The 20091-nt window shown below is 66.1% G+C and carries 20 protein-coding genes; 11 read left to right on the forward strand and 9 right to left on the reverse strand.

Annotation, left to right across the window (positions count from 1 at the left end; translation table 11 throughout):
* Nucleotides 1–14 precede the first annotated feature (14 nt).
* Nucleotides 15–2132: a transketolase gene (gene tkt / locus LFT45_RS11320; RefSeq protein WP_236809302.1), complete on the reverse strand. Its 2118-nt coding sequence runs from the start codon at nt 2130–2132 to the stop codon at nt 15–17.
* Nucleotides 2133–2651: 519 nt separating this feature from the next.
* Between tkt and LFT45_RS11325 the strand changes: the two genes are divergently transcribed.
* Entirely contained in the window at nt 2652–3599 is a 948-nt protein-coding gene (locus tag LFT45_RS11325) for a heme o synthase (protein WP_236803302.1), read from the forward strand.
* 251 nt (nt 3600–3850) lie between these two features.
* On the opposite strand, the gene LFT45_RS11330 is transcribed toward LFT45_RS11325, so the two are convergent.
* The 3 genes from LFT45_RS11330 to LFT45_RS11340 are packed head-to-tail and all read right to left on the reverse strand — an operon-like array spanning nt 3851 to nt 6526.
* Entirely contained in the window at nt 3851–4795 is a 945-nt protein-coding gene (locus tag LFT45_RS11330) for a COX15/CtaA family protein (protein WP_236803303.1), read from the reverse strand.
* Nucleotides 4796–4802: 7 nt separating this feature from the next.
* On the reverse strand, nt 4803–5561 hold the full coding sequence (locus LFT45_RS11335) for an ABC transporter permease (protein ID WP_236803304.1): 759 nt from the start codon (nt 5559–5561) through the stop codon (nt 4803–4805).
* Nucleotides 5558–6526: an ABC transporter ATP-binding protein gene (locus LFT45_RS11340; protein ID WP_236803305.1), complete on the reverse strand. Its 969-nt coding sequence runs from the start codon at nt 6524–6526 to the stop codon at nt 5558–5560. The genes LFT45_RS11335 and LFT45_RS11340 overlap by 4 nt, the downstream gene beginning before the upstream one ends.
* A 130-nt stretch (nt 6527–6656) precedes the next feature.
* On the opposite strand from LFT45_RS11340, the gene LFT45_RS11345 reads away from it, so the two are divergent.
* The 6 genes from LFT45_RS11345 (at nt 6657) to LFT45_RS11370 (ending at nt 11876) form a co-directional block, all read left to right on the forward strand.
* Entirely contained in the window at nt 6657–7511 is an 855-nt protein-coding gene (locus LFT45_RS11345; protein WP_236803306.1) for a helix-turn-helix transcriptional regulator, read from the forward strand.
* Nucleotides 7511–8974: a Fe-S cluster assembly protein SufB gene (gene sufB / locus LFT45_RS11350; protein WP_236803307.1), complete on the forward strand. Its 1464-nt coding sequence runs from the start codon at nt 7511–7513 to the stop codon at nt 8972–8974. Before LFT45_RS11345 ends, sufB begins: the two co-directional genes overlap by 1 nt.
* The gene (gene sufD, locus LFT45_RS11355) at nt 8974–10215 is read left to right on the forward strand and encodes a Fe-S cluster assembly protein SufD (RefSeq protein ID WP_236803308.1); all 1242 of its coding nucleotides are present in this window, start codon (nt 8974–8976) and stop codon (nt 10213–10215) included. The genes sufB and sufD overlap by 1 nt, the downstream gene beginning before the upstream one ends.
* Nucleotides 10216–10269: 54 nt before the next feature.
* Nucleotides 10270–10629 (forward strand): non-heme iron oxygenase ferredoxin subunit, encoded by a 360-nt coding sequence (locus LFT45_RS11360; RefSeq protein WP_190609058.1) that lies wholly within the window; start codon nt 10270–10272, stop codon nt 10627–10629.
* Between the two features lie 109 nt (nt 10630–10738).
* On the forward strand, nt 10739–11527 hold the full coding sequence (sufC, locus tag LFT45_RS11365; RefSeq protein ID WP_236803309.1) for a Fe-S cluster assembly ATPase SufC: 789 nt from the start codon (nt 10739–10741) through the stop codon (nt 11525–11527).
* A 16-nt stretch (nt 11528–11543) separates the two neighbouring features.
* On the forward strand, nt 11544–11876 hold the full coding sequence (locus tag LFT45_RS11370) for a metal-sulfur cluster assembly factor (RefSeq protein WP_102973549.1): 333 nt from the start codon (nt 11544–11546) through the stop codon (nt 11874–11876).
* Between the two features lie 138 nt (nt 11877–12014).
* Here the strand turns inward: LFT45_RS11370 and ypfJ are convergent, their stop codons facing one another.
* Complete coding sequence (gene ypfJ, locus LFT45_RS11375) at nt 12015–12911, reverse strand: KPN_02809 family neutral zinc metallopeptidase (protein ID WP_236803310.1); 897 nt, start codon at nt 12909–12911, stop codon at nt 12015–12017.
* 60 nt (nt 12912–12971) lie between these two features.
* On the opposite strand from ypfJ, the gene LFT45_RS11380 reads away from it, so the two are divergent.
* Both LFT45_RS11380 and LFT45_RS11385 read left to right on the forward strand, forming a co-directional pair.
* Nucleotides 12972–14408 (forward strand): class I adenylate-forming enzyme family protein, encoded by a 1437-nt coding sequence (locus tag LFT45_RS11380; protein WP_236803311.1) that lies wholly within the window; start codon nt 12972–12974, stop codon nt 14406–14408.
* A gap of 31 nt (nt 14409–14439) precedes the next feature.
* Complete coding sequence (locus tag LFT45_RS11385) at nt 14440–15633, forward strand: thiolase family protein (RefSeq protein WP_236803312.1); 1194 nt, start codon at nt 14440–14442, stop codon at nt 15631–15633.
* 50 nt (nt 15634–15683) lie between these two features.
* Here LFT45_RS11385 and LFT45_RS11390 read toward each other — a convergent pair whose 3' ends face one another.
* The gene (locus LFT45_RS11390) at nt 15684–16295 is read right to left on the reverse strand and encodes a class I SAM-dependent methyltransferase (RefSeq protein ID WP_236803313.1); all 612 of its coding nucleotides are present in this window, start codon (nt 16293–16295) and stop codon (nt 15684–15686) included.
* Between the two features lie 309 nt (nt 16296–16604).
* Complete coding sequence (locus LFT45_RS11395; protein ID WP_236803314.1) at nt 16605–17228, reverse strand: hypothetical protein; 624 nt, start codon at nt 17226–17228, stop codon at nt 16605–16607.
* A 74-nt stretch (nt 17229–17302) separates the two neighbouring features.
* Between LFT45_RS11395 and LFT45_RS11400 the strand changes: the two genes are divergently transcribed.
* A complete protein-coding gene (locus tag LFT45_RS11400; protein WP_236803315.1) occupies nt 17303–18247 on the forward strand; it encodes an alpha/beta fold hydrolase in 945 nt (314 codons plus the stop codon).
* An 86-nt stretch (nt 18248–18333) separates the two neighbouring features.
* Nucleotides 18334–18639, forward strand: coding sequence for a hypothetical protein (locus LFT45_RS11405; RefSeq protein WP_236803316.1), 306 nt, complete (start codon nt 18334–18336; stop codon nt 18637–18639).
* Nucleotides 18640–18664: 25 nt separating this feature from the next.
* On the opposite strand, the gene LFT45_RS11410 is transcribed toward LFT45_RS11405, so the two are convergent.
* Both LFT45_RS11410 and LFT45_RS11415 read right to left on the reverse strand, forming a co-directional pair.
* A complete protein-coding gene (locus tag LFT45_RS11410; RefSeq protein WP_236803317.1) occupies nt 18665–18994 on the reverse strand; it encodes a hypothetical protein in 330 nt (109 codons plus the stop codon).
* Nucleotides 18995–19170: 176 nt separating this feature from the next.
* Nucleotides 19171–20001 (reverse strand): oxidoreductase, encoded by an 831-nt coding sequence (locus LFT45_RS11415; protein ID WP_236803318.1) that lies wholly within the window; start codon nt 19999–20001, stop codon nt 19171–19173.
* Nucleotides 20002–20091 lie beyond the last annotated feature (90 nt).

Below are 20091 nucleotides of genomic sequence, written 5' to 3' on the forward strand. Positions count from 1 at the left end.
CTGTGGGGGTGCTGTCAGGACTGGAGTCCGGCGAGGGAATCCTTGGCGGCGGCGGCAACAGCTTCTGCCGTGATGCCGAATTCCTGGAACAGGCGCTTGTAGTCGGCGGATGCGCCGTAGTGCTCGAGGCTGATGGAGCGGCCGGCGTCGCCGACGAACTCGCGCCAACCCTGGGACAGACCGGCTTCAACCGAAACGCGGGCCTTGACCGCTGCGGGCAGGACTGCCTCGCGGTAGGCGGCGTCCTGCTTGTTGAACCACTCGACGCACGGCATGGACACCACGCGGGCGGCGATGCCTTCGGCCTGCAGTGCTTCGCGGGCCTGCACGGCCAGCTGGACTTCCGAGCCGGTGCCGATCAGGATGACCTGCGCGTCCACGGTCTTGCCGTCCTTGGACGCCTCGGCCAGGACGTAACCGCCCTTGGCGACGCCTGCGGTCGAGCCGAACGTGTCACCCTCGGCCGCGCCCTCGCCACGCTCGTACGTGGGGATGTTCTGGCGGGTCAGGACGATGCCGGCCGGGTTCTCGTGGTTCTCCAGCATGGTCTTCCACGCTGCCGCGACCTCGTTGGCATCGCCCGGACGGACGACGTCGAGACCCGGGATGGCTCGCAGCGAAGCGAGCTGCTCCACCGGCTGGTGCGTCGGGCCGTCCTCGCCGAGGCCGATGGAGTCGTGCGTCCAAACGTACAGGGACGGCACGCCCATGAGGGCGCCGAGGCGGATGGCCGGACGCTGGTAGTCGCTGAAGATCAGGAACGTGCCGGAGAACGCGCGGGTCTTGCCGTGCAGGCTGATGCCGTTCACGATCGAAGCGGCGGCGTGCTCACGGATACCGAAGTGCAGGACGCGTCCGTACGGGTTGCCGGACCATGCGTTGGTCTGCTTGCCCGCGGGAACGAACGACGGCGAGCCCTCGATCGTGGTGTTGTTCGACTCGGCGAGGTCGGCCGAGCCGCCCCAGAGTTCCGGCATGACCGGGCCGATGGCGTTCAGGACCTTGCCGGACGCGGCGCGGGTGGAGACGTCCTTGCCAGCCGGGAAGACCGGGAGAACGCCGTCGAGCTCGGTGGGCAGCTGGCGGGCTTCCACGCGCTCCAGCAGGGCAGCACCTTCCGGGTTGGCGGACTGCCAGGCGGAGAAGGCTTCTTCCCATTCCTTGCGTGCGTGGGCACCGCGGTCGACGACGGCGCGGGCGTGGGCCAGCACGTCCTCGTCCACCTCGAAGGACTTCTCGGGGTCGAAGCCGAGGACGTTCTTCAGTGCTGCCACTTCTTCCGAACCCAGGGCGGAGCCGTGGATCTTGCCGGTGTTCTGCTTCTTCGGGGCCGGGTAGCCGATGATGGTGCGCAGCGAAATGATGGACGGCTTGGAGGTTTCAGCCTTGGCGGCCAGAAGTGCCGAGTACAGCTCCTGGACGTCTTCCTTGTAGTCGCCGGTCTTGGTCCAGTCAACGCGCTGGGCGTGCCAGCCGTAAGCCTCGTAACGCTTCAGGACATCCTCGGTGAAGGCGATATCGGTGTCGTCCTCGATGGAGATGTGGTTCTCGTCGTAGATGACCACGAGGTTGCCGAGCTCCTGGTGGCCGGCGAGGGAGGAGGCCTCGGAGGTCACACCTTCCTGGAGGTCGCCGTCGGAAGCGATCACCCAGATGGTGTGGTCGAACGGGCTGGTGCCGGGGGCGGCGTCGGCGTCGAACAGGCCGCGCTGGCGGCGCTGGGAGTACGCAAAGCCCACGGAGGAGGCCAGGCCCTGACCCAGCGGCCCGGTGGTGATCTCCACGCCGGCGGTGTGCTTGTACTCGGGGTGGCCCGGGGTGAGGGAGCCCCAGGTGCGCAGTGCTTCCAGGTCCTTCAGTTCCAGGCCGTAGCCGGAGAGGAACAGCTGGATGTACAGCGTCAGGGACGTGTGGCCGGGGGAGAGGACGAAACGGTCGCGGCCGATCCAGTCCGGGTTCTTCGGGTCGTGCCGCATCAGCTTCTGGAACAGGAGGTATGCGGCCGGCGCCAGGCTCATCGCGGTACCGGGGTGGCCGTTGCCCACCTTCTCCACGGCGTCCGCGGCCAGGACACGCACGGTGTCAACGGCGCGCTGGTCGAGGTCGGTCCAGGTCAGTTCTTGCTCTTTCACATGTGCCACGGAATCCGGGCCCCTCTCTGTGTTAAACGGCAAGCGGTAATGACACACAGCGGCAGGGCATAATTGGTGCCCGCTGCATTTGTGCCTACCAGCCGTTCACCATTGAAACGTTGATCTTCATTCAGTCGCCGGACGGTCTGGAATGCGGTTTCTTGCCCGTCTTCCAGTGTGCGCTGATCTGCAGACAGCTTAGCTCCATTCCACACTTCGGGCGGCCAAAATCTCACCAGTTGGACGCAATTTCTCTTTTGTGAATCATCCGTGCGGTGAGGCTGCGTTAATGTGATTGAAGCAAGCACGAACGAATCATTTTCAGTGATTTGCCGTCACAAGCCGATGCCAGCGATCCATGCGGGACCGCGGTATGATATCGGGAGGCCACCGGCGGGCCGGGCGGGTTCTAGTGCGCAGATGACAGCCCCGTCAGCCGCCGGTGAGGAATCGGTCCGGACCGCGTGTCCGGGCGCACCGATCAGATAAACAGCCAGACAGAAACAGAGTGACTGCCACGTGAGCACAACAGATACGCCGCTGACCTCTTCCCGGGTCCACGGAAGAGCCGGACTAGCCCGCAAGGCGAAGGCGTACCTTGCACTCACCAAGCCCAGGGTCATTGAACTCCTGCTGGTCAGCACCCTGCCCACCATGATTTACGCCCAGCGTGGCTTCCCGTCACTCGGCCTCATCTTGGCCACCCTCGTGGGCGGCGCCTTCGCCGCTGGCAGCGCGGGTGCCTTCAACTGCTACATCGACCGCGACATCGACAAGCTGATGCACCGCACCGAGAAGCGGCCCCTGGTCACCGGTGAGGTCACGCCCCGCGAGGCCTTGATCTTTGCGTGGCTGCTGGGCGCCGCGGCCATCGCCATCCTCTGGTTCGGCGCGAACCCGCTTTCCGCCTGGCTCGGACTGGGTGCCATCGTCTTCTACGTGGTCATCTACACGATGATTCTCAAGCGCCGCACGGCCCAGAACATCGTCTGGGGCGGCGCCGCGGGCTGTTTCCCCGTGCTGATCGCCTGGTCCGCCGTGACCAACACGGTCGAGTGGCCGGCCATCGTCCTGTTCATGGTGATCTTCCTTTGGACCCCGCCGCACTACTGGCCGCTGTCCATGCGCTACGGCGAGGACTACCGCAACGCCAACGTGCCGATGCTCGGTGCCATCGCCGGCGCCAAGGTCGTGTCCGTCCAGGTGGTCCTGTACGCCTGGGCCATGGTTGCCTGCTCGCTGCTCATGATCCCGGCCGGCAGCGCCGGCTGGGTGTACACCGCCGTTGCGGTACTGGCCGGTGCCTGGTTCCTGTACGAGTCCCACGCCCTCTACAACCGGGCGCAGGGTGGGGACCTCTCCGACAAGGGCGCCATGAAGGTCTTCCACGGCTCCATCAGCTACCTGACCCTCCTCTTCATCGCGCTGGCCGTCGACCCGTTCGTCGGCTCGCCGATCATGGGCTAACCCACAAGGCAAAACGCGTCCTCAGGTCCTGCGGGTTTCCCTGCGACGCGTCCTCACCTCCGGCGGAATGACGAAACGCCCCTTCACCGCACATGTGGAGGGGCGTTTCTCGTTGGCCGCCGGTGGCCCGATGTGGGGAAGCGTCGAGGATGAAGCGACGGGGTGTGAGGAAGCGTCGAGGATGAAGCGACGGGATGTGAGGAAGCGTCGCCCGCCACGCGGCAGGACGTGATAGAGCGTCGGGGGAAAAGTTACCTGACGGGACTGGAGCGGGCGATGTCAGCGGCGTTCGTTGCCGCGCTCATCAGCAGGGCCGCGCCCAGCATGTGTGCTCCCACGAGAAGCGCGGGAATGCCGTTGTAGTACTGGGTGAAGCCAATGACGGCCTGGAGCACGGTGACGCCGAGGAGCATCAGCACGGCCGTCCGGAACGTCCCCGCAATGCCGCGGCGGAACACGAAGTACACGGCGAGCAGCGTGCCGGCGGTGACCAGGTAGGCGGGCACGGCATGGATGTGCGAGAAGAGGTCCCAGTCCAGGTCGTTCCGGGGCGCATTGGCGTCACCCGCGTGCGGTCCGGCGCCGGTCACCACGACGCCCAGCATGACGGCGATCGCGGAGAACAGTGCGACGGCGGTCATCACCGGCCGCAGGACCCCCGGCAGGGCAGTGAGGGGACGTGTGCGGAACCCGCCCGTCCTGCCGTACGCACGGTTGACCAGCAGCGTGGCAAAAACCACCAGGGCCATGGACACCAGGAAATGCAGCCCGACAACCCAAGGATTCAGCTGGGTCAGCACCGTGATGCCGCCGATGATGGCCTGCGCCGGGATGCTCGCCAGCAGGCCCAGGGCCAGCAGGAACAGGTCCTTGCGCTCCTTGCGCAGGTTCCACAAGTAAACGAGCATGAGTGCCGCGACGGCGGCCAGGGCAAACGTCAGGAGCCGGTTCCCGAACTCAATGAAGCCGTGGATGCCCATCTCGGGGGTATTCACCAGAGAATTGTTCGTGCACCTGGGCCAGGTGGGGCAGCCAAGGCCCGAGGCGGTCAGTCGGACGGCGCCGCCGGTGACCACCAGGACCGTCTGCCCGATCAGGGACAGCACGGCAAGGCGGCGGACGGTCGAATCGACGGTGACCGGAAGCTTGGATGCCAGGCGGCCGACGAACTGGGGGAGGCGCGAAGCCGTACTCACGTTATTCTCAATTCCATTTGAACCAGCGGATGGCTGCTGCGCCGGCGAGAACCGTCCACATCAGCAGGACAAGGACAGCGTTGCCGTTGATGGCGCCGTGCAGGAAGGCGTCCCGCAGCCCTTCGCCGAGGGACCCGGACGGCAGCAGGTGGACGGTGTTCTGGGCGAGCTCCGGCAGCCGCTGCATGGGGATGACGATGCCGCCCAGGGCGCCGAGCAGGATCCACAGCAGGTTGGTTATGGCCAGCGTGGCTTCGGGCCGGACGGTGCCCGCCACCAGCAGCCCCAGCGCGGTGAACGCGGCCGCGCCCAGCACCAGCATGCAAAGGCCGGGCAGCAGGCCCAGCGGATCGGGGCGCCATCCGAGCGGGAAGGCGACCGCGGCCACGATGACCACCTGGATCACCAGGACAGCCAGGACGGCGAGGATCTTTCCGGCGATGAGGCCGGCCCGTCCCAGTGGCGTGGTGGACAGGAACCGCAGCACTCCATACCGCCGGTCGAAGCCCGTGGCGATGCCCTGCCCGGTGAACGCAGTGGACATGGCACACAGCGCTAGGATGCCCGGGACCGCGACATTGACCGGGCTGTCCCCCATGCCGTCGAGCAGCGGGGTGACCGTGAGCCCGATCAGGGCAAGAAGGGGCAGGACCACCGCGAGGATCAGCTGCTCGCCGTTCCGGAGCATGGTCGCGGCCTCGTATTTACCCTGCAGCAGGATCCGGCGGAGCAGGGGAGCGGGAGCGCTGCCCGTGGCTGTCGTCATCGGATTTCCCTTCCGGAAATGTCAAGGAATACGTCTTCGAGGCTCCGGGCCTCCATGCTCAGCGAGCCCGGCATGATGCCGTGGTGTGCCCACCAGGCGGTCAGCGCTGCGAGGTCCTCAGGGGTCAGCGCGCCGGTGGCCGTGTAACTGCCGGAACGCGTCTCGCGGACCTCGATTTCGGCCGCCAGAACGCCGGTGAAGTCCAGTCCCGGCAGTGCTTCGAAGTGCAGCGTCCGGACATGGTCCCTGTGCGGCGTCTCGGGCATGTTGTGCTGCAGCAGCTGGGCAACGGTGCCCTCCGCAACGTTCCTGCCGGCGTCGATGATGTACACGTAGTCGGCCAGCCGCTGTGCATCATCCATGAGGTGGGTGGTGAGGATGATCCCCATCCCGCTGTCCCGGAGTTCCGCGATCAGGTCGAAGACCAACTGGCGGGACTGCGGGTCCAGCCCGGCGCTGGGTTCGTCCAGGAACAGGACCTCGGGATTGCCGATCAGGGCGGCGGCGAGAGCGAGCCGCTGCTTCTGTCCGCCGGAGAGCCGGCGGACATTGGTCCTGCTGAAGCTATCGATGCCCAGCCGCTGCACCAGCTCATCCAGCGGCCTGGGATTGCGGTACATGCCGGCAATGTGCCGGAGCAGGGGGATGGGACGGGCCGACGGCGGGAGGCCGCCGTCCTGGAGCATGACGCCGACGCGGGCGCGCAGTTCCGCACCGGCGGTGCCGGGATCCGAGCCGAGCAGCGTAATACTTCCGCCCGTGCGCTTCTGGAGCCCCTGCGCGCATTCTATGGTGGTAGTCTTACCGGCGCCGTTGGCACCGAGCAGCGCCGTGACCTCGCCGCGGCCGGCGATGAGTGAGACGTCACTCACTACCCTGAGCATCTTGCCATCGAGGGTGGGCAGCGGACCGACGTCCTTGATGAGCCCGTCGATGGTCAACACGGGGGATTTGGGGAATCGCACCCCAGCATTCTACGTGAAGTAGTACTGTCACTGGTGAGCCGGCGTACTGCCGCCGGACCGGCGCAGCCTCCGGGCTCAGGTCAGCCTAGCCTTACTGGAACGTCGCAATAAATTACGACATGATTGTGTTGTGTATTCCATGACCAACACCACTTCCGTGCCATTGGCCGGGCAGAGTGCGCCGACAGGTGCACTGCGCGGTGGAAAGCGTGCTGCCCTGGCGTCCGTGCCGGCAGCGGCCGACGCCGACGAGCGCACGCGCGACCGCGTCCTCAGCGCCGTCCTGGAGCACGGGCCGGTCAGCGCGGCCGAACTGGGTGACCTGCTCGGTTTCACACCGGCCGCCGTACGCCGCCACCTGGACCACCTGTCACGCGCCGGCGTGATCGAGGTCAAGCGCGTGGCCCGCGCAGGCGCCGGTGCCGGCCGCCCCGCCCGCCGCTACGTCCTCAGCTCCCAGGGCCAGTCCTCGCTGGGCGACGATTACCTGAACATTGCCACCCTGGCGCTCAAGCAGCTCGGCGTGATGGCTGGGGACGAAGCCGTCCGCAAGTTCGCCGTCGAGCGTTTCGCGGAGATGGAACGCCGCTACGCCCCCGAGGTGGAAGCCGCCGGAACGGACACCACGGCGCGTGCGCAGGCCCTGTCTGCCGCCCTGTCCCGGGACGGCTTCGTCGCTTCCACTGCGTCCATTGAAGCCAAGGCCCCGCTGCCGGCGGCGCTGTCCAGCGTCCAGCTGTGCCAGGGCCATTGCCCCATCCAGCAGCTGGCCACCCAGTTTCCCGTGTTCTGCGACGCGGAAACGGAAATGTTTTCGCGCCTCGTTGGTGTCGATGTCCGCAGGCTTTCCACGCTTGCCCGCGGGGGACACGTCTGCACCACCCATATACCCACAGGCCGTCCGGCCGTGACGGTGGCCGCGGCCACCGGTGACGCGCCGGACAACCTGGACGAAGTATCCAACCATCTGCAAGAAAGGCCGTGATGACGGACCAACTATCAGAGAAGAAGGTTGCCGAGCCTGGTGTTATCGCCGAGATTCTGGAGAAGAATCCCGAGCTGCACGGCATCGGAACCTATGAGTACGGCTGGGCCGACAAGAACGACGTCGGCGCTAACGCCCGCCGCGGCCTCAACGAGGACGTGGTCCGCGACATCTCGGCCAAAAAGAGCGAGCCGGAATGGATGCTGGACCTCCGCCTGAAGGGTCTGAAGTACTTTGACCGCAAGCCCATGCCCACCTGGGGCGCGGACCTGTCCGGCATCGACTTCGACAACATCAAGTACTTCGTGCGTTCCACCGAGAAGCAGGCCGCTTCCTGGGAGGACCTGCCCGAGGACATTCGCAACACGTACGAGAAGCTCGGCATTCCGGAAGCTGAGCGCAGCCGCCTGGTCTCCGGTGTGGCAGCCCAGTACGAGTCCGAGGTCGTGTACCACCAGATCCGCGAGGACCTTGAGGCCCAGGGCGTCATCTTCCTGGACACGGACACCGCGCTGCGCGAGCACCCGGAGATCTTCCAGGAGTACTTCGGCACCATCATCCCGGTGGGCGACAACAAGTTCGCCTCGCTGAACACGGCCGTATGGTCCGGCGGTTCCTTCGTGTACGTGCCCAAGGGCGTGCACGTCGACATCCCGCTGCAGGCTTACTTCCGCATCAACACGGAAAACATGGGCCAGTTCGAGCGCACGCTGATCATCGCCGACGAGGACTCCTACGTCCACTACATCGAAGGCTGCACGGCGCCGATCTACACCTCGGACTCGCTGCACTCGGCCGTCGTCGAGATCGTGGTCAAGAAGGGCGCCCGCGTCCGGTACACCACCATCCAGAACTGGTCCAACAACGTGTACAACCTCGTGACCAAGCGCGCCATCTGCGAAGAGGGCGGCACCATGGAGTGGATCGATGGCAACATCGGCTCCAAGGTCACCATGAAGTACCCGGCCGTCTACCTCACGGGCGAGCACGCCAAGGGCGAGACCCTGTCCATCGCGTTCGCCGGCGAGGGCCAGCACCAGGACACCGGCTCCAAGATGGTGCACATCGCGCCGAACACGAAGAGCTCCATCATCTCCAAATCCGTTGCCCGCGGCGGCGGACGCGCGGCCTACCGTGGCCTGGTCCAGATCCGCGAGGGTGCCAAGCACTCCGCGAACACGGTGCGCTGCGACGCGCTACTGGTGGACACCATCAGCCGCTCGGACACCTACCCATACATCGACATCCGTGAGGATGACGTGCAGCTGGGGCACGAGGCAACCGTCTCGCGCGTCTCCGAGGAGCAGCTCTTCTACCTCATGTCCCGCGGCATGCGCGAAGACGAAGCCATGGCCATGATCGTGCGCGGCTTCATCGAGCCGATCGCCCGCGAGCTGCCGATGGAATACGCCCTCGAGCTGAACCGCCTCATTGAACTCCAGATGGAAGGATCCGTCGGTTAATGACTGCCGAAATTACTACTGAAAAGGCCCGCATCGGGGCGCCTTCCATCGCAGGTTTCACCGAGGAAGGCGAGGGCCTGGTCTCCGCCAAGGTGGACCACAGCCACAACCACGGCGTCACCGTCATGTCTTCGCGCGCCGAACGGCTCACGAGCTTCGACGTCGCCGACTTCGCGCTGCCCACCGGCCGTGAAGAGGAATGGCGCTTCACCCCGGTCCGCGGACTGGCCAACCTGTTCTCGGACGCAGCCACGGATGGCGACGCGGCCGCGTTCACCGTGGAAGCCCCCGAAGGCTACGTCCGCGGCAGCCTGGCACAGGGAGCCGCCCCACGCGGCACCGTCCTGGCCCCCGCCGACCGGGCCGCCGTCGTCGCCTCCGCCAACACGGATGAGGCCCTGCACGTGGTCATCCCGGCCGACGCCGAACCGGCTGAGCCGGTGCGCATCCTGGTCGACGGTGCGGGCGCAGGCCGCCGCTCCAACGCACACTTCGTGCTGGAAGCCGGCGCCAACTCCCGCAGCGTCGTCATCGTGGAACACACGGGCGCGGCGGACCACAACGGCAACCTGGAAGTGATCGTCGGCGACGGCGCGCACCTCACCGTGATTTCCGTGCAACTCTGGGAAGACAACGCTCGGCACCTGGGCCAGCACGACGCCCAGGTGGGCAAGGACGCCGTCTACAAGCACATCGCCGTTTCCCTTGGCGGTTCCGTGGTACGCCTGAACTCCAACGTCCGCTTCTCCGGTGAGGGCGCCGAGGCCGAGCTGCTGGGCCTCTACTTCGCCGACGCCGGCCAGCACCTGGAGCACCGGTCCTTCGTTGACCACAACGTGGCCAACTGCAAGTCCAACGTGCTCTACAAGGGTGCCCTGCAGGGCAAGAACGCGCACACTGTCTGGGTGGGCGACGTGCTGATCCAGAAGCAGGCCCTGGGCACCGACTCGTACGAGAAGAACCAGAACCTGGTGCTCACCGACGGCTGCCGCGCGGACTCCGTGCCCAACCTCGAAATCGAGACGGGCCTCATCGAGGGTGCCGGCCACGCCAGCTCCACCGGACGTTTCGACGACGAGCACCTGTTCTACCTCATGGCCCGCGGCATTCCCGAAGATGTGGCACGGCGTCTGGTCGTTCGCGGCTTCCTCAACGAGATCATCCAGCAGATCAAGGTTCCGGCACTCGAAGAGCGCCTGACCGAGGAAGTCGAGCGCGAGCTCGCCGCCCACGAGAACTGACCGTACGGACCAGGCCCGGCCCAACCAGCCGGAAACGACAGCACAGGACAACGGATGACTGAACAGCCAAAGGGCGAACTCGTCTGCAACGCAAACGAGATCCAGCCCAAGCAGGCCCTGCGGATCCTGATCGACGACTACCCGGTCGCGATCGTCAAGGACTCGATGGGAGAGATCCACGCAATCGGTGATACGTGCTCGCACGCCGACATCTCGCTTTCCGAGGGCGAGGTGGAGGGCTGCGCCATCGAGTGCTGGGGGCACGGCTCCCAGTTCGACCTGCGCTCCGGCGAACCCCTGCAGCTGCCGGCCTACGACCCCGTTCCGGTGTTCGCGGTGGAGATTCACGGAGACGGCGTTTACGTGGACACCACCAACGTCCTGAACGGCGCCGAAACGCCGAACTTCAGCTAATCCGGCAGCCCAGCCTGAAGCCCAGCCGGGCCTGCGCCAGAACCTAACAACTTCCAGACTAATGACCGCACCGCCGACAGAACGGCAGGTGCAGAGGAGAACAAGACACATGTCTACTCTTGAGATCAAGGACCTGCACGTCAGCATCGACACCGAGCAGGGCACCAAGGAGATCCTGAAGGGCGTCAGCCTGACCATCCGCACCGGTGAGACGCACGCCATCATGGGCCCCAACGGCTCCGGCAAGTCCACGCTGGCCTCCACCATTGCTGGCCACCCCCGCTACAACGTCACCGGCGGCACCATCACGCTGGACGGCGAAGATGTGCTGGCCATGAGCGTCGACGAGCGCGCCCGCGCCGGCGTCTTCCTGGCCATGCAGTACCCGGTTGAGGTTCCGGGTGTCACCATGACCAACTTCCTGCGGACCGCCAAGACCGCCATCGACGGCGAAGCCCCGGCACTGCGCACCTGGACCAAGGACGTCAAGGCCGCAATGCAGCAGCTGCGCATCGACGCCGACTTCGCCCAGCGCAACGTCAACGAAGGCTTCTCCGGCGGTGAGAAGAAGCGCGTGGAGATCCTGCAACTGGAACTCTTCAAGCCGAAGTTCGCCGTGCTCGACGAGACCGACTCCGGCCTCGACGTCGACGCCCTCAAGGTCGTCTCCGAAGGCGTCAACCGCGCGCACGCCACCGGCAACATGGGCACACTGCTCATCACGCACTACACCCGCATCCTGCGCTATATCAAGCCTGACTTCGTACACGTGTTCGTGAACGGCCAGGTTGTGGAAGAGGGCGGCCCGGAACTGGCCGACCGCCTGGAAGAAGAAGGCTACGACCGCTACGTCGGTGCTGCCGGAACCGCCACGGCTGCCGCAGCGGTCCAGGCCTAGTTAGGACTGACTGACCATGACCGAAATCGACGCAGCCCGCACCGGGCTGGAGGATGTCGAAGAGGCACTCAAGGACGTCATCGACCCCGAGCTCGGGGTTAACATCGTGGACCTGGGCCTGCTGTACGGCCTGAAGTACTCGGAGGACGACGGCGCCCTGCTGATCGACATGACCCTCACCACGGCGGCCTGCCCCCTGACCGACGTGCTCGAGGAGCAGGTTGGAAAGGCGCTTGACGGCGTAGTGGACGACTGGCGCCTGAACTGGGTATGGATGCCGCCATGGGGTCCGGAGCGGATCACCGACGACGGCAAGGACCAGATGCGGGCCCTCGGCTTCAACATCTGATCCCAAAGTACGGCGACTCCCAAAGTACGGCGACGGCCGGTCACCTTCTTCACGAAGGTGGCCGGCCGTCGTCGTCCCCACCGGCCCCCTAACCTCGCAAGCTCGGCCAGGGAACCCGGCCGACGTGGGCCCAGGGGTTCAGAGTGTTGCCGCGCTGAACGTGTCGCACTGGTTGATGTCGCCGGTCTTGTAGCCCTGGTAGAACCACTTCTGCCGCTGCGCGCTGGAGCCATGCGTCCAGCCCTCCGGCGTGACGCGGCCCGTGGCGGCCTTCTGGATCCGGTCGTCACCGACTGCGGAGGCTGCCGAGAGCGCGTCGTTCAGGTCCTGCTGCTTGAGCGGCTCAAGGAAGGGTTTGCCGGTCTTCGGGTCCTTCTGCGTGGTGGCGTACCGGGTCCAAAGCCCTGCATAGCAGTCGGCCTGCAACTCCACCCGGACCGCGCCGGATTCCGCGCCCTGCGGATCCTGCTGCGCCTTGTCCAGGTCGCCGAGGATGTTCTGGATGTGGTGGCCAAACTCATGGGCCACCACATATTCCTGGGCCAGGGGCCCGCCCGAGGAGCCGAAGCGGGTGACGAGGTCCTGGAAGAACCCTGGATCAAAGTAGGCGGTGGTGTCCGCCGGGCAGTAGAACGGGCCAACTTCGGACGTGGCTGCACCGCAGCCGGTGCGCGTGCCGCCCTCGAACAGCACAGTCTTGGGCCGGGGGTACTTCACGTTGTACTCGGCGAGGTAGGCGGGCCAGAAGGCATTCAGGCTGTTGACCGTTCCGGTGATGCGGCAGTCGAGGCGCTGATCTGCATCGGAGCCAAGTTTGCACTCGGCCGGAGCCGTTCCCTGGCTTTGGCCGGGCTGTTCCTGGCCGCTGCCCAGGAGTGGGCCCAGCATTTGCGGGTTGATCCCGAACAGGGCGGCAAGGAGCAGGACGACGCCGCCGCCGATGCCTCCGCCGATTTTCGCGCCGCGGCCCGCTCCGCCGCCGCGCCTGTCTTCCACCTGGGATGGGTCCAGCTCGACCCCGTCATTGAAGCTCATGTTGTCACAATAGTCTTTGGAGCAAGGCTGTGGTGGGTGCCGCCGGGTAAAGTTGGTCCGATGCCTTTTCTCAACAATCTTCAGCGTTGGGCCGATGAACGCCCCGACGACACCGCCGTCGTCGTGGCCGGACAACGTCTCAGCTGGGCCGGACTGCGCGACGGTGCGCAGGCCGCCGCAGCCTCCAGTACAGCCCGTGTCACGGTTCTCGCCCAACCGAACTCCACCCAGTTCGCCGTTGAGTTCGCCGCTGCCGTCGCCGGTGACCGCGAGTGCGCGGTTTTGGACCCCACCTGGCCCCACGCGCTGCGGGACGAGATTGTCCAGCGGCTGGGCAGTGGTCCCAACGGCCGTGGTGTCAACGGCAGCGGCGTTGACCCGTTTCCGGGGAGCGCCGACACCGGTCTGGCGGACGGGGATCCGGCGTCCTCGTTCCTCATCGGCCTGACCTCCGGCACCACCTCCGTGCCCAAGGCCTTCACCCGCTCGCGCCGCTCCTGGCAGCAGTCGTTCGAGGCCTCCATGGAATTTTTCGGGCTGAGCCAGCAGGACAAAACGCTCGCACCGGGCCCGCTGGCCGCCAGCCTCAACCTGTACGCCTTGGCCGAATGCCTGTACGCCGGTTCTGAGTTCCACACCCTGGAATCTTTCGACGTCGGGGACGTCCACGCCGCCATCACCCATGACGGCATCACCCGGCTGGTGCTGGTGCCCACCATGCTGCGGCTGCTCAGCGAACGCGGACTGCTGGGCTGCGTGGACGCCTCTGGCGTCCGGACCATCATCTGTGCGGGCTCGAAGCTGGATGCGCGCACACTGGAGGCGGCCCGCCGGTGGGCCCCGCACGCCACCATCTTCGAGTACTACGGTGCGTCGGAGCTCAGTTTTGTCTCCGGCGCCGGCCTGGCCGCAGGGGAGCCGTTCTCTGCCGGGAGCACCGCGATCGGCCGGCCGTTCCCGGGCGTCGAGGTGCGGATCCTTGACGACTCGGGAAACGGGCTCCCCGACGGGGCCGCAGGCAACATCAGCGTCCAAAGCGGCATGGTCAGCAACGGCTACCTGTGGGGCGACGACGGCCAGGCGCTGCGCTGCTTCGACGGCTGGTTCACTGTGGGGGACCAGGGCTACCTGTCGGACGGGGTGCTGCACATCCTCGGCCGGCGCGCGGACATGATCATCACCGCAGGCAAGAACGTCTACCCCCACGAGGTCGAGCTGGCGCTGTCCTCCGTCCCCGGGGTGGCCTCGGCCATCGCTGCAGGCATGGACGACGACCTCCGCGGGCAGCGCGTGGTGGCCGGCATCGTTCCCTCACACGGCGGAGTCACCGCCACCCAGCTCAAAACCGGACTGGAGGACGTCCTGGCCAAGGACAAGCGGCCGCTGCAGTACTACGCCCTGGATGAGCTTCCAGTAACGGACCGCGGAAAGGTGAGCCGGCGGCTGCTGCTCGACTGGATAGCGGCCCGCGACAGCCGGGTCCGGCACCTTGTCTAGGAGCGCGGCGCCTAGGGTCACGGCGTCAGGCGTGCAGCTCGAGCTGCCTGATGACCGGCAACCGGTGATCATCGCGGCGCTGCGCACGCCCATCTGCCGGGCGAACGGTGCGCTGAAGCACCTGCGCTCCCACGAGCTCCTGGCCCCGGTCCTCAGCGCGCTGCTGACTGACACGGGTGTGGACGCGGGCGAGGTGGCTGACGTCGTCGTCGGCAACGCCGTGGGCGCGGGCGGCAACGTCGCGCGGCTTACGGCCCTTGAAGCCGGCCTGCCCGTCACCGTTCCCGGCCTCACCGTCGACCGGCAGTGCGGCTCCGGCCTCGACGCAATCGTCCTCGCATCGCGGCTCGTCGCGGCTGGCGGCGGCACGTACCTTGCGGGCGGCGTCGAAAGCATCAGCACCGCGCCGCTGCGCGCACACCGGAACGACGACGGCGAAGCCGCCTTCTTTAGCCGCGCACAGTTTGCGCCGCACGGCCACGGGGACCCCGACATGGGAGTCGCGGCCGAGAACGTGGCCCGGGAGTACGGCATCAGCCGCGCCCGGCAGGACGAGTTTGCGCTGCGCAGCCACCGCAGGGCTGTGGCTGCGCAGGCCAAGGGCACGTTTGCCCGGGAGACAGTGGCGCTGCCGGCCGACTCTGGATCAGCGGCAATAACGGCCGACGACGGTCCCCGCCCCAAACTGAATGAGGCCCTGATGGCGCGGTTCCCCGCGGCATTCGTGGAATCCGGCTCTGTCACCGCCGGAAATTCGTGCTTCGACGCGGACGGGGCAGCCGCCGTCGTCATCACCTCGCTGGCCAGGGCCCGGGAACTGGGCGCTGCCGACGCCCTGGCGGTACTCGGCACGGAGACCGCCGGGGTGGAACCGAAGCTGCTGGGCATCGGCGCCGCGGCCGCCGCCTCGCGCCTGCTGGCTGCTAAGTCCGTGGATGCCGCGGACGTGGACCTCGTGGAATTCAACGAGGCTTTCGCCTCGCAGACCATCGCCTGCCTGGACCGCCTCGGGATCGACTCCCTTCGGGCCAACGCCGACGGCGGGGCGCTGGCTTTGGGCCACGCCTACGGGGCGTCCGGCGCCGTGCTGGTCACGAGGCTGCTCGCGCAGGCCCGGCAGGTACCGAATCAAACACCCTCCGCCCAAGGAAAGCTCGCCCTGGCGATGATCAGCATCGCCGGCGGCATGGGCACGGCGGCGCTGTTCCGCCACATTCGGCTCTAGGTCCGGCAGGCGAACCCACGGAGTGCATCCGCTCGTCCGGCGCAGGCATGCTAACCCTCCGGGGTGGTCCTGACGGCGATTATTGCCACGTGCGGCCGACATTCCGGTTCAGTGCGGACATGGACTTCCTGAACTTTAAACCCTGTGGCGAGTAGGTGCTGGCTCATTGCGCCCACGGACCAGTAGTACGCGGTCGTGACGGCGTGCGGGAACGGTTCGCCGGCGGGACCCTCGAAGAATCCGAGAAGGATGCTGCCTTCCGGCTTTACGCAACGGGCAAACTCACGAAGAACGAGAGGCAATGCAGCTGGCGAAAGATGGATCAACGAATACCACGCAAGGATGCCTGCCAGCCGTCCGTCCGGAACTCCTAACGCCCGGAGTGTTGCCATCCGAAACCGTGTCGCCGGGAACCGGCTTCGCGCCTTGTCGATGAAGAGGGGAACCAGATCGATGCCCTCAACGTCTGCACCATGGTTCGCGAGAAGTGCCGTCCAGTGGCCTGGACCGCAGCCTGCATCGATGGCTGGGCCACGGAGGGATTTACCCCAGCCGGCGATAAGCCGCTGATCCTCCTCATGGGCTGCGTCAGTTGTCCCGAGCAGCGCCGTGTACTCCGCTGCTCGAGTGGCGTACGCGTGCTGAACCATAATGTCCGTCATCGTGCGAGCCTACCTACGCCTGTCACGGGCTGTCGGCCCGTCGCTATCGCGGTTTCCGCATGGCTCCCTGGCCTGTCGCCAAAAAAGTCGCGACACCCAGGATGAAGGAGGTGGCGATGGCTGCTGGCAACGGGATATTGCCGTTCACCCAAAGGGCGCCGAATAGCGATATCGCCGCCACTAAAAGCCCTGCGAATGCAGCAAATACCTTGGTCTTATTCCTCGTCCACATGCGGAACAGCTTACCGATGGATCCGGAAGGAGCTGAGGCGTCCGGGCCGCGCGGCCCGGCTGGCGGTGAGCTTGCACTTACTGGGATGCGGTGATGACCATCGCAAGAACTGAAAGAATCCCGACGGCGATCACCGGCTTGTTCCACGTTGACGTGACACTATCTCGCGCACAGGCGACTCCGCCGGTGCGGGCATGATGCCAGGCGGCCACGACGGCGTCCTGTCCGGTTTTCGCTTCGGGCTCGCTGACCCGCTCGTTGCTCGGCAAAATGCTGTAGGGGCGGCTCTTCAAATCGCTCAGATGCTGGAAGCCTGCTCCAAGCGCTGCAGTCGGCGTGGGGGCGCCCCAACTGACATACTTCCTGCCCGCCGCCCAGATGACCGTGGTGAAGCGAACCTCGATGTCCTCTATTGTCCCGAACGGGATCCGGTGATCACGCAAGCCATTGATGACTTCGAACCCGCAGCCGTCAACGCGCAGGCATGGCCGCCACTGGGCAACGTGGACGAACCAGGACAGAAGGATCAGCCAGGGGGCTGCGTCTCCGGCGGCTTTGGCGGCCCCTCCCATCAGTAACCACGAGAGCATGCCGCCAGCCAACAGCCACAGGACCGCGGCGATTGCGCGGGCCGACGGAACACGGTGCGTTACGGACCGGCCTTCCTCCGCCTTAGCAACGCCATGGCCGTCAAGCCTCATCGGTTCCCCCATCGACAATCTGACGCTTGCACTGACCCTACCCTTGCCAGGGTCCTTCTCGTAGCCTTTGTTGAATGACTGGGGAGAATGAAGGACGGGTAAAAGTTAGCGGGGCAGAAATTTACTGGGAGACGTCAGGGAACCCTGCCGGGATTCCCGTGCTGTACCTCCACGGCGGTCCCGGTGCTGCTCCCGGTCAGGGCTACCGGACCCGCCATGATGCTTCAAGATTCTGGACCGTCGGGTTACATCAGCGCGGCTGCGGCAGAAGTTCGCCGACAGTTCAGGACAACCTGAGCTCCTTGTCCGCGAACACCACTCAAACCCTAATCGAGGACATCGAAGCCGTGCGGACGCATCTCCGTATTGGGAAGTGGATTGTCACGGGGGCATCCTGGGGTAGCACACTTGCCCTGGCATATGCCCTTCAGCACCGGGACCGTGTGCATGGAGTCGCGCTGATGGCCGTGACTGCGGGGAGCCGCGACGAAGTCGAATGGATCACCGAGGGCGTGGGCCGGATCTTCCCGGAGGCGTGGGCGGAGTTCTCAAGCCAAGCCGGATGCCGGCCCGGGGAACGAATCGTGGATGCATACACCCGCCGCCTCGCGGGACCGGACCGGGACGACGCCGCCGCGGCAGCCTTGGCGTGGGACCGTTGGGAGTCGACGCATATCTCACTGGATCCGCTGTGGCAGCCCGGCGCGATGTTCGACGACGACCGCAAGCGCATGACCTGCGCCATTCTCGTCACACACTACTGGTCCCATGACTGCTTCCTCACTGGCGGGCAGGCCATCATGGAAAGGGTCCATCAACTCAACGGAATTCCCGGCTACCTCATTCACGGCCGGAGAGACGTTAGCGGGCCCGTCATCACGCCCTGGAAGCTTCATCAGCGGTGGGAGGACAGCCGTCTCATCGTCGTCGAGAACGAGGGGCATGGAGGCCCGAAATCCCTGGCCGCGCTTGTCGAGGCCGTCGAAGAAATTGCAGCCGGTGTGTCCCGAACGGACTGAAGGTACACAACAGGACCGGACATTGTGATTTAGGCTTACTCCACATCTCGCGTCCGCCCGTCGCGAGCTAAAGAGAGGCAGAGCCAATGCAGCCCGACCTTGGCCAGCGTGCCGCGAACGAGCACGCCGACGTCGCACGGTCCCTTCTCTCCGCCGCAGAGCAAGCACTCTCAGGCGCAGATGTCGATGCCGAACTGCAGACCAGACTGGCCCAGGCCCACGCCACCCTTGCCCTGGCGCTCGAAACGCGCGCCGCAGCATATGACACCCGGACTGCCGCGTACGTCGCATATCTGGCGACGCTGAAATCAGATGTCCGCGCGGACAACAAACAGCACGCCGCCGTCGTCGCGAAGCTCGTCCGCGACCGCCTAGGCTTCGAATCCGAGTAGCCGACCGCCTGCCTACAGCGGGCCTTCAGCTCCACCGCTCCCAGTAGTCATCGGCGGCCTGCAGGAACCGGCGCCGTCGGATTTGTTCGCCAAGCAGCGGGTAGCTGTCGGCCCTGGCCAGCGGGCCTGATGCGTCAGACACGGGTGTGTAGCTGATTGCAGCCAGCACGGCCAGCGCAGGAACAGAGCCGAGGTTGAGGGCGGCGAGCGCCAGGCCATACTTCAGTCCCGGTGCCTGCCGGTGCCGGGTCCGCAGGCGGAAGCCTCCCAGGTACGTCCCGACCGTCGTGCCGCGGGAACAGAGAGCCCAGTTCACTGCCCAAAACATCAGCACGAGCACAACGGCAGTCGCCACTTGGTGTCCGGGCGCAAGAAAGTAGCTGGCGGCCGCCGGTCCCCAGATGAGAACCGAATCGGTAAGAAGTGCGAAGAGCAGCGAAGGCCAATTCACTAGCAGGCCTCCGGCTCGTCCATCCGGTGATTCTTGCATATGGGGACCGGCAACGAAGCACGGCGCGGCCGTGCCGGATCCTATTCGTCGATGCCCGTGCTGAGGCTCAGCTCGCGCCACTGGTCCAGTTCGGCGCGCTGCGCATCGGCGACGGCGGCAAACGCACCGTATGCGTCCTGGCCGAGGACCAGCAGGGACGGCGGGGTCGGGCTTTCGACGACGGTGATGATCGCCTCCGCTGCCTTGCCGGGGTCTCCGGGCTGGGTCCCGTGGACGGTGTCGTTCTCCTTGCGGCGCTTGCCAGCCGTTTCCGCATAGTCCGGAATCGCCGTCGCCGACTGCGTGAGTGAGCGGCCGGCGAAGTCGGTGCGGAACGCGCCGGGTTCAATGGCCGTAACACTGATGCCGAGCGGCTGGAGTTCCTTGTGCAGCGAACCCGACAGTCCCTCCAGTGCCGCTTTGGTGGCGGAGTAGTAGCCGGAGCCGGCCGGCGAGATGCGCGCGCCGATGGAGGAGATGTTCAGGATCGCCCCCGCGCGCTTTGCGCGCATGTCCGGCAGGACTGCTTTGATCATGTCGACGGCGCCGAAAAGGTTCGTATCGAACAGCTGGCGGATGTCGGCGTCGTCCGCTTCTTCCACGGCAGCGCGGTAGCCGTAGCCGGCGTTATTGACGAGGACGTCGATGCCGCCGAACCGCGACTGCGCCTGCTGCACGGCCGGGCTGATCTGTTCCTTGTCGGTGACGTCGAGGGGGAGGACTAGTGCGGTGCCGGGGAAATCGGCCGCGATGTCCTTCACAGCGTTGACGTTCCGTGCGGTGACGACGGCGTTGTGGCCGCGGGCGAGCACGGTCTGGGCGAGGGCCCTGCCGAGCCCGGTGGAGCAGCCTGTGATGAGCCATGTGGTCACTGGATTTGCCTTCCGTTGGTTATGCGGGTGGGTCACGTGTCCAGAAAACCGTACTCCCGGCAGGTACGGGAGTGGCTGCTAATACGGGTA

The organism is Arthrobacter sp. FW305-BF8, assembly GCF_021789315.1.
GTDB lineage: Bacteria > Actinomycetota > Actinomycetes > Actinomycetales > Micrococcaceae > Arthrobacter.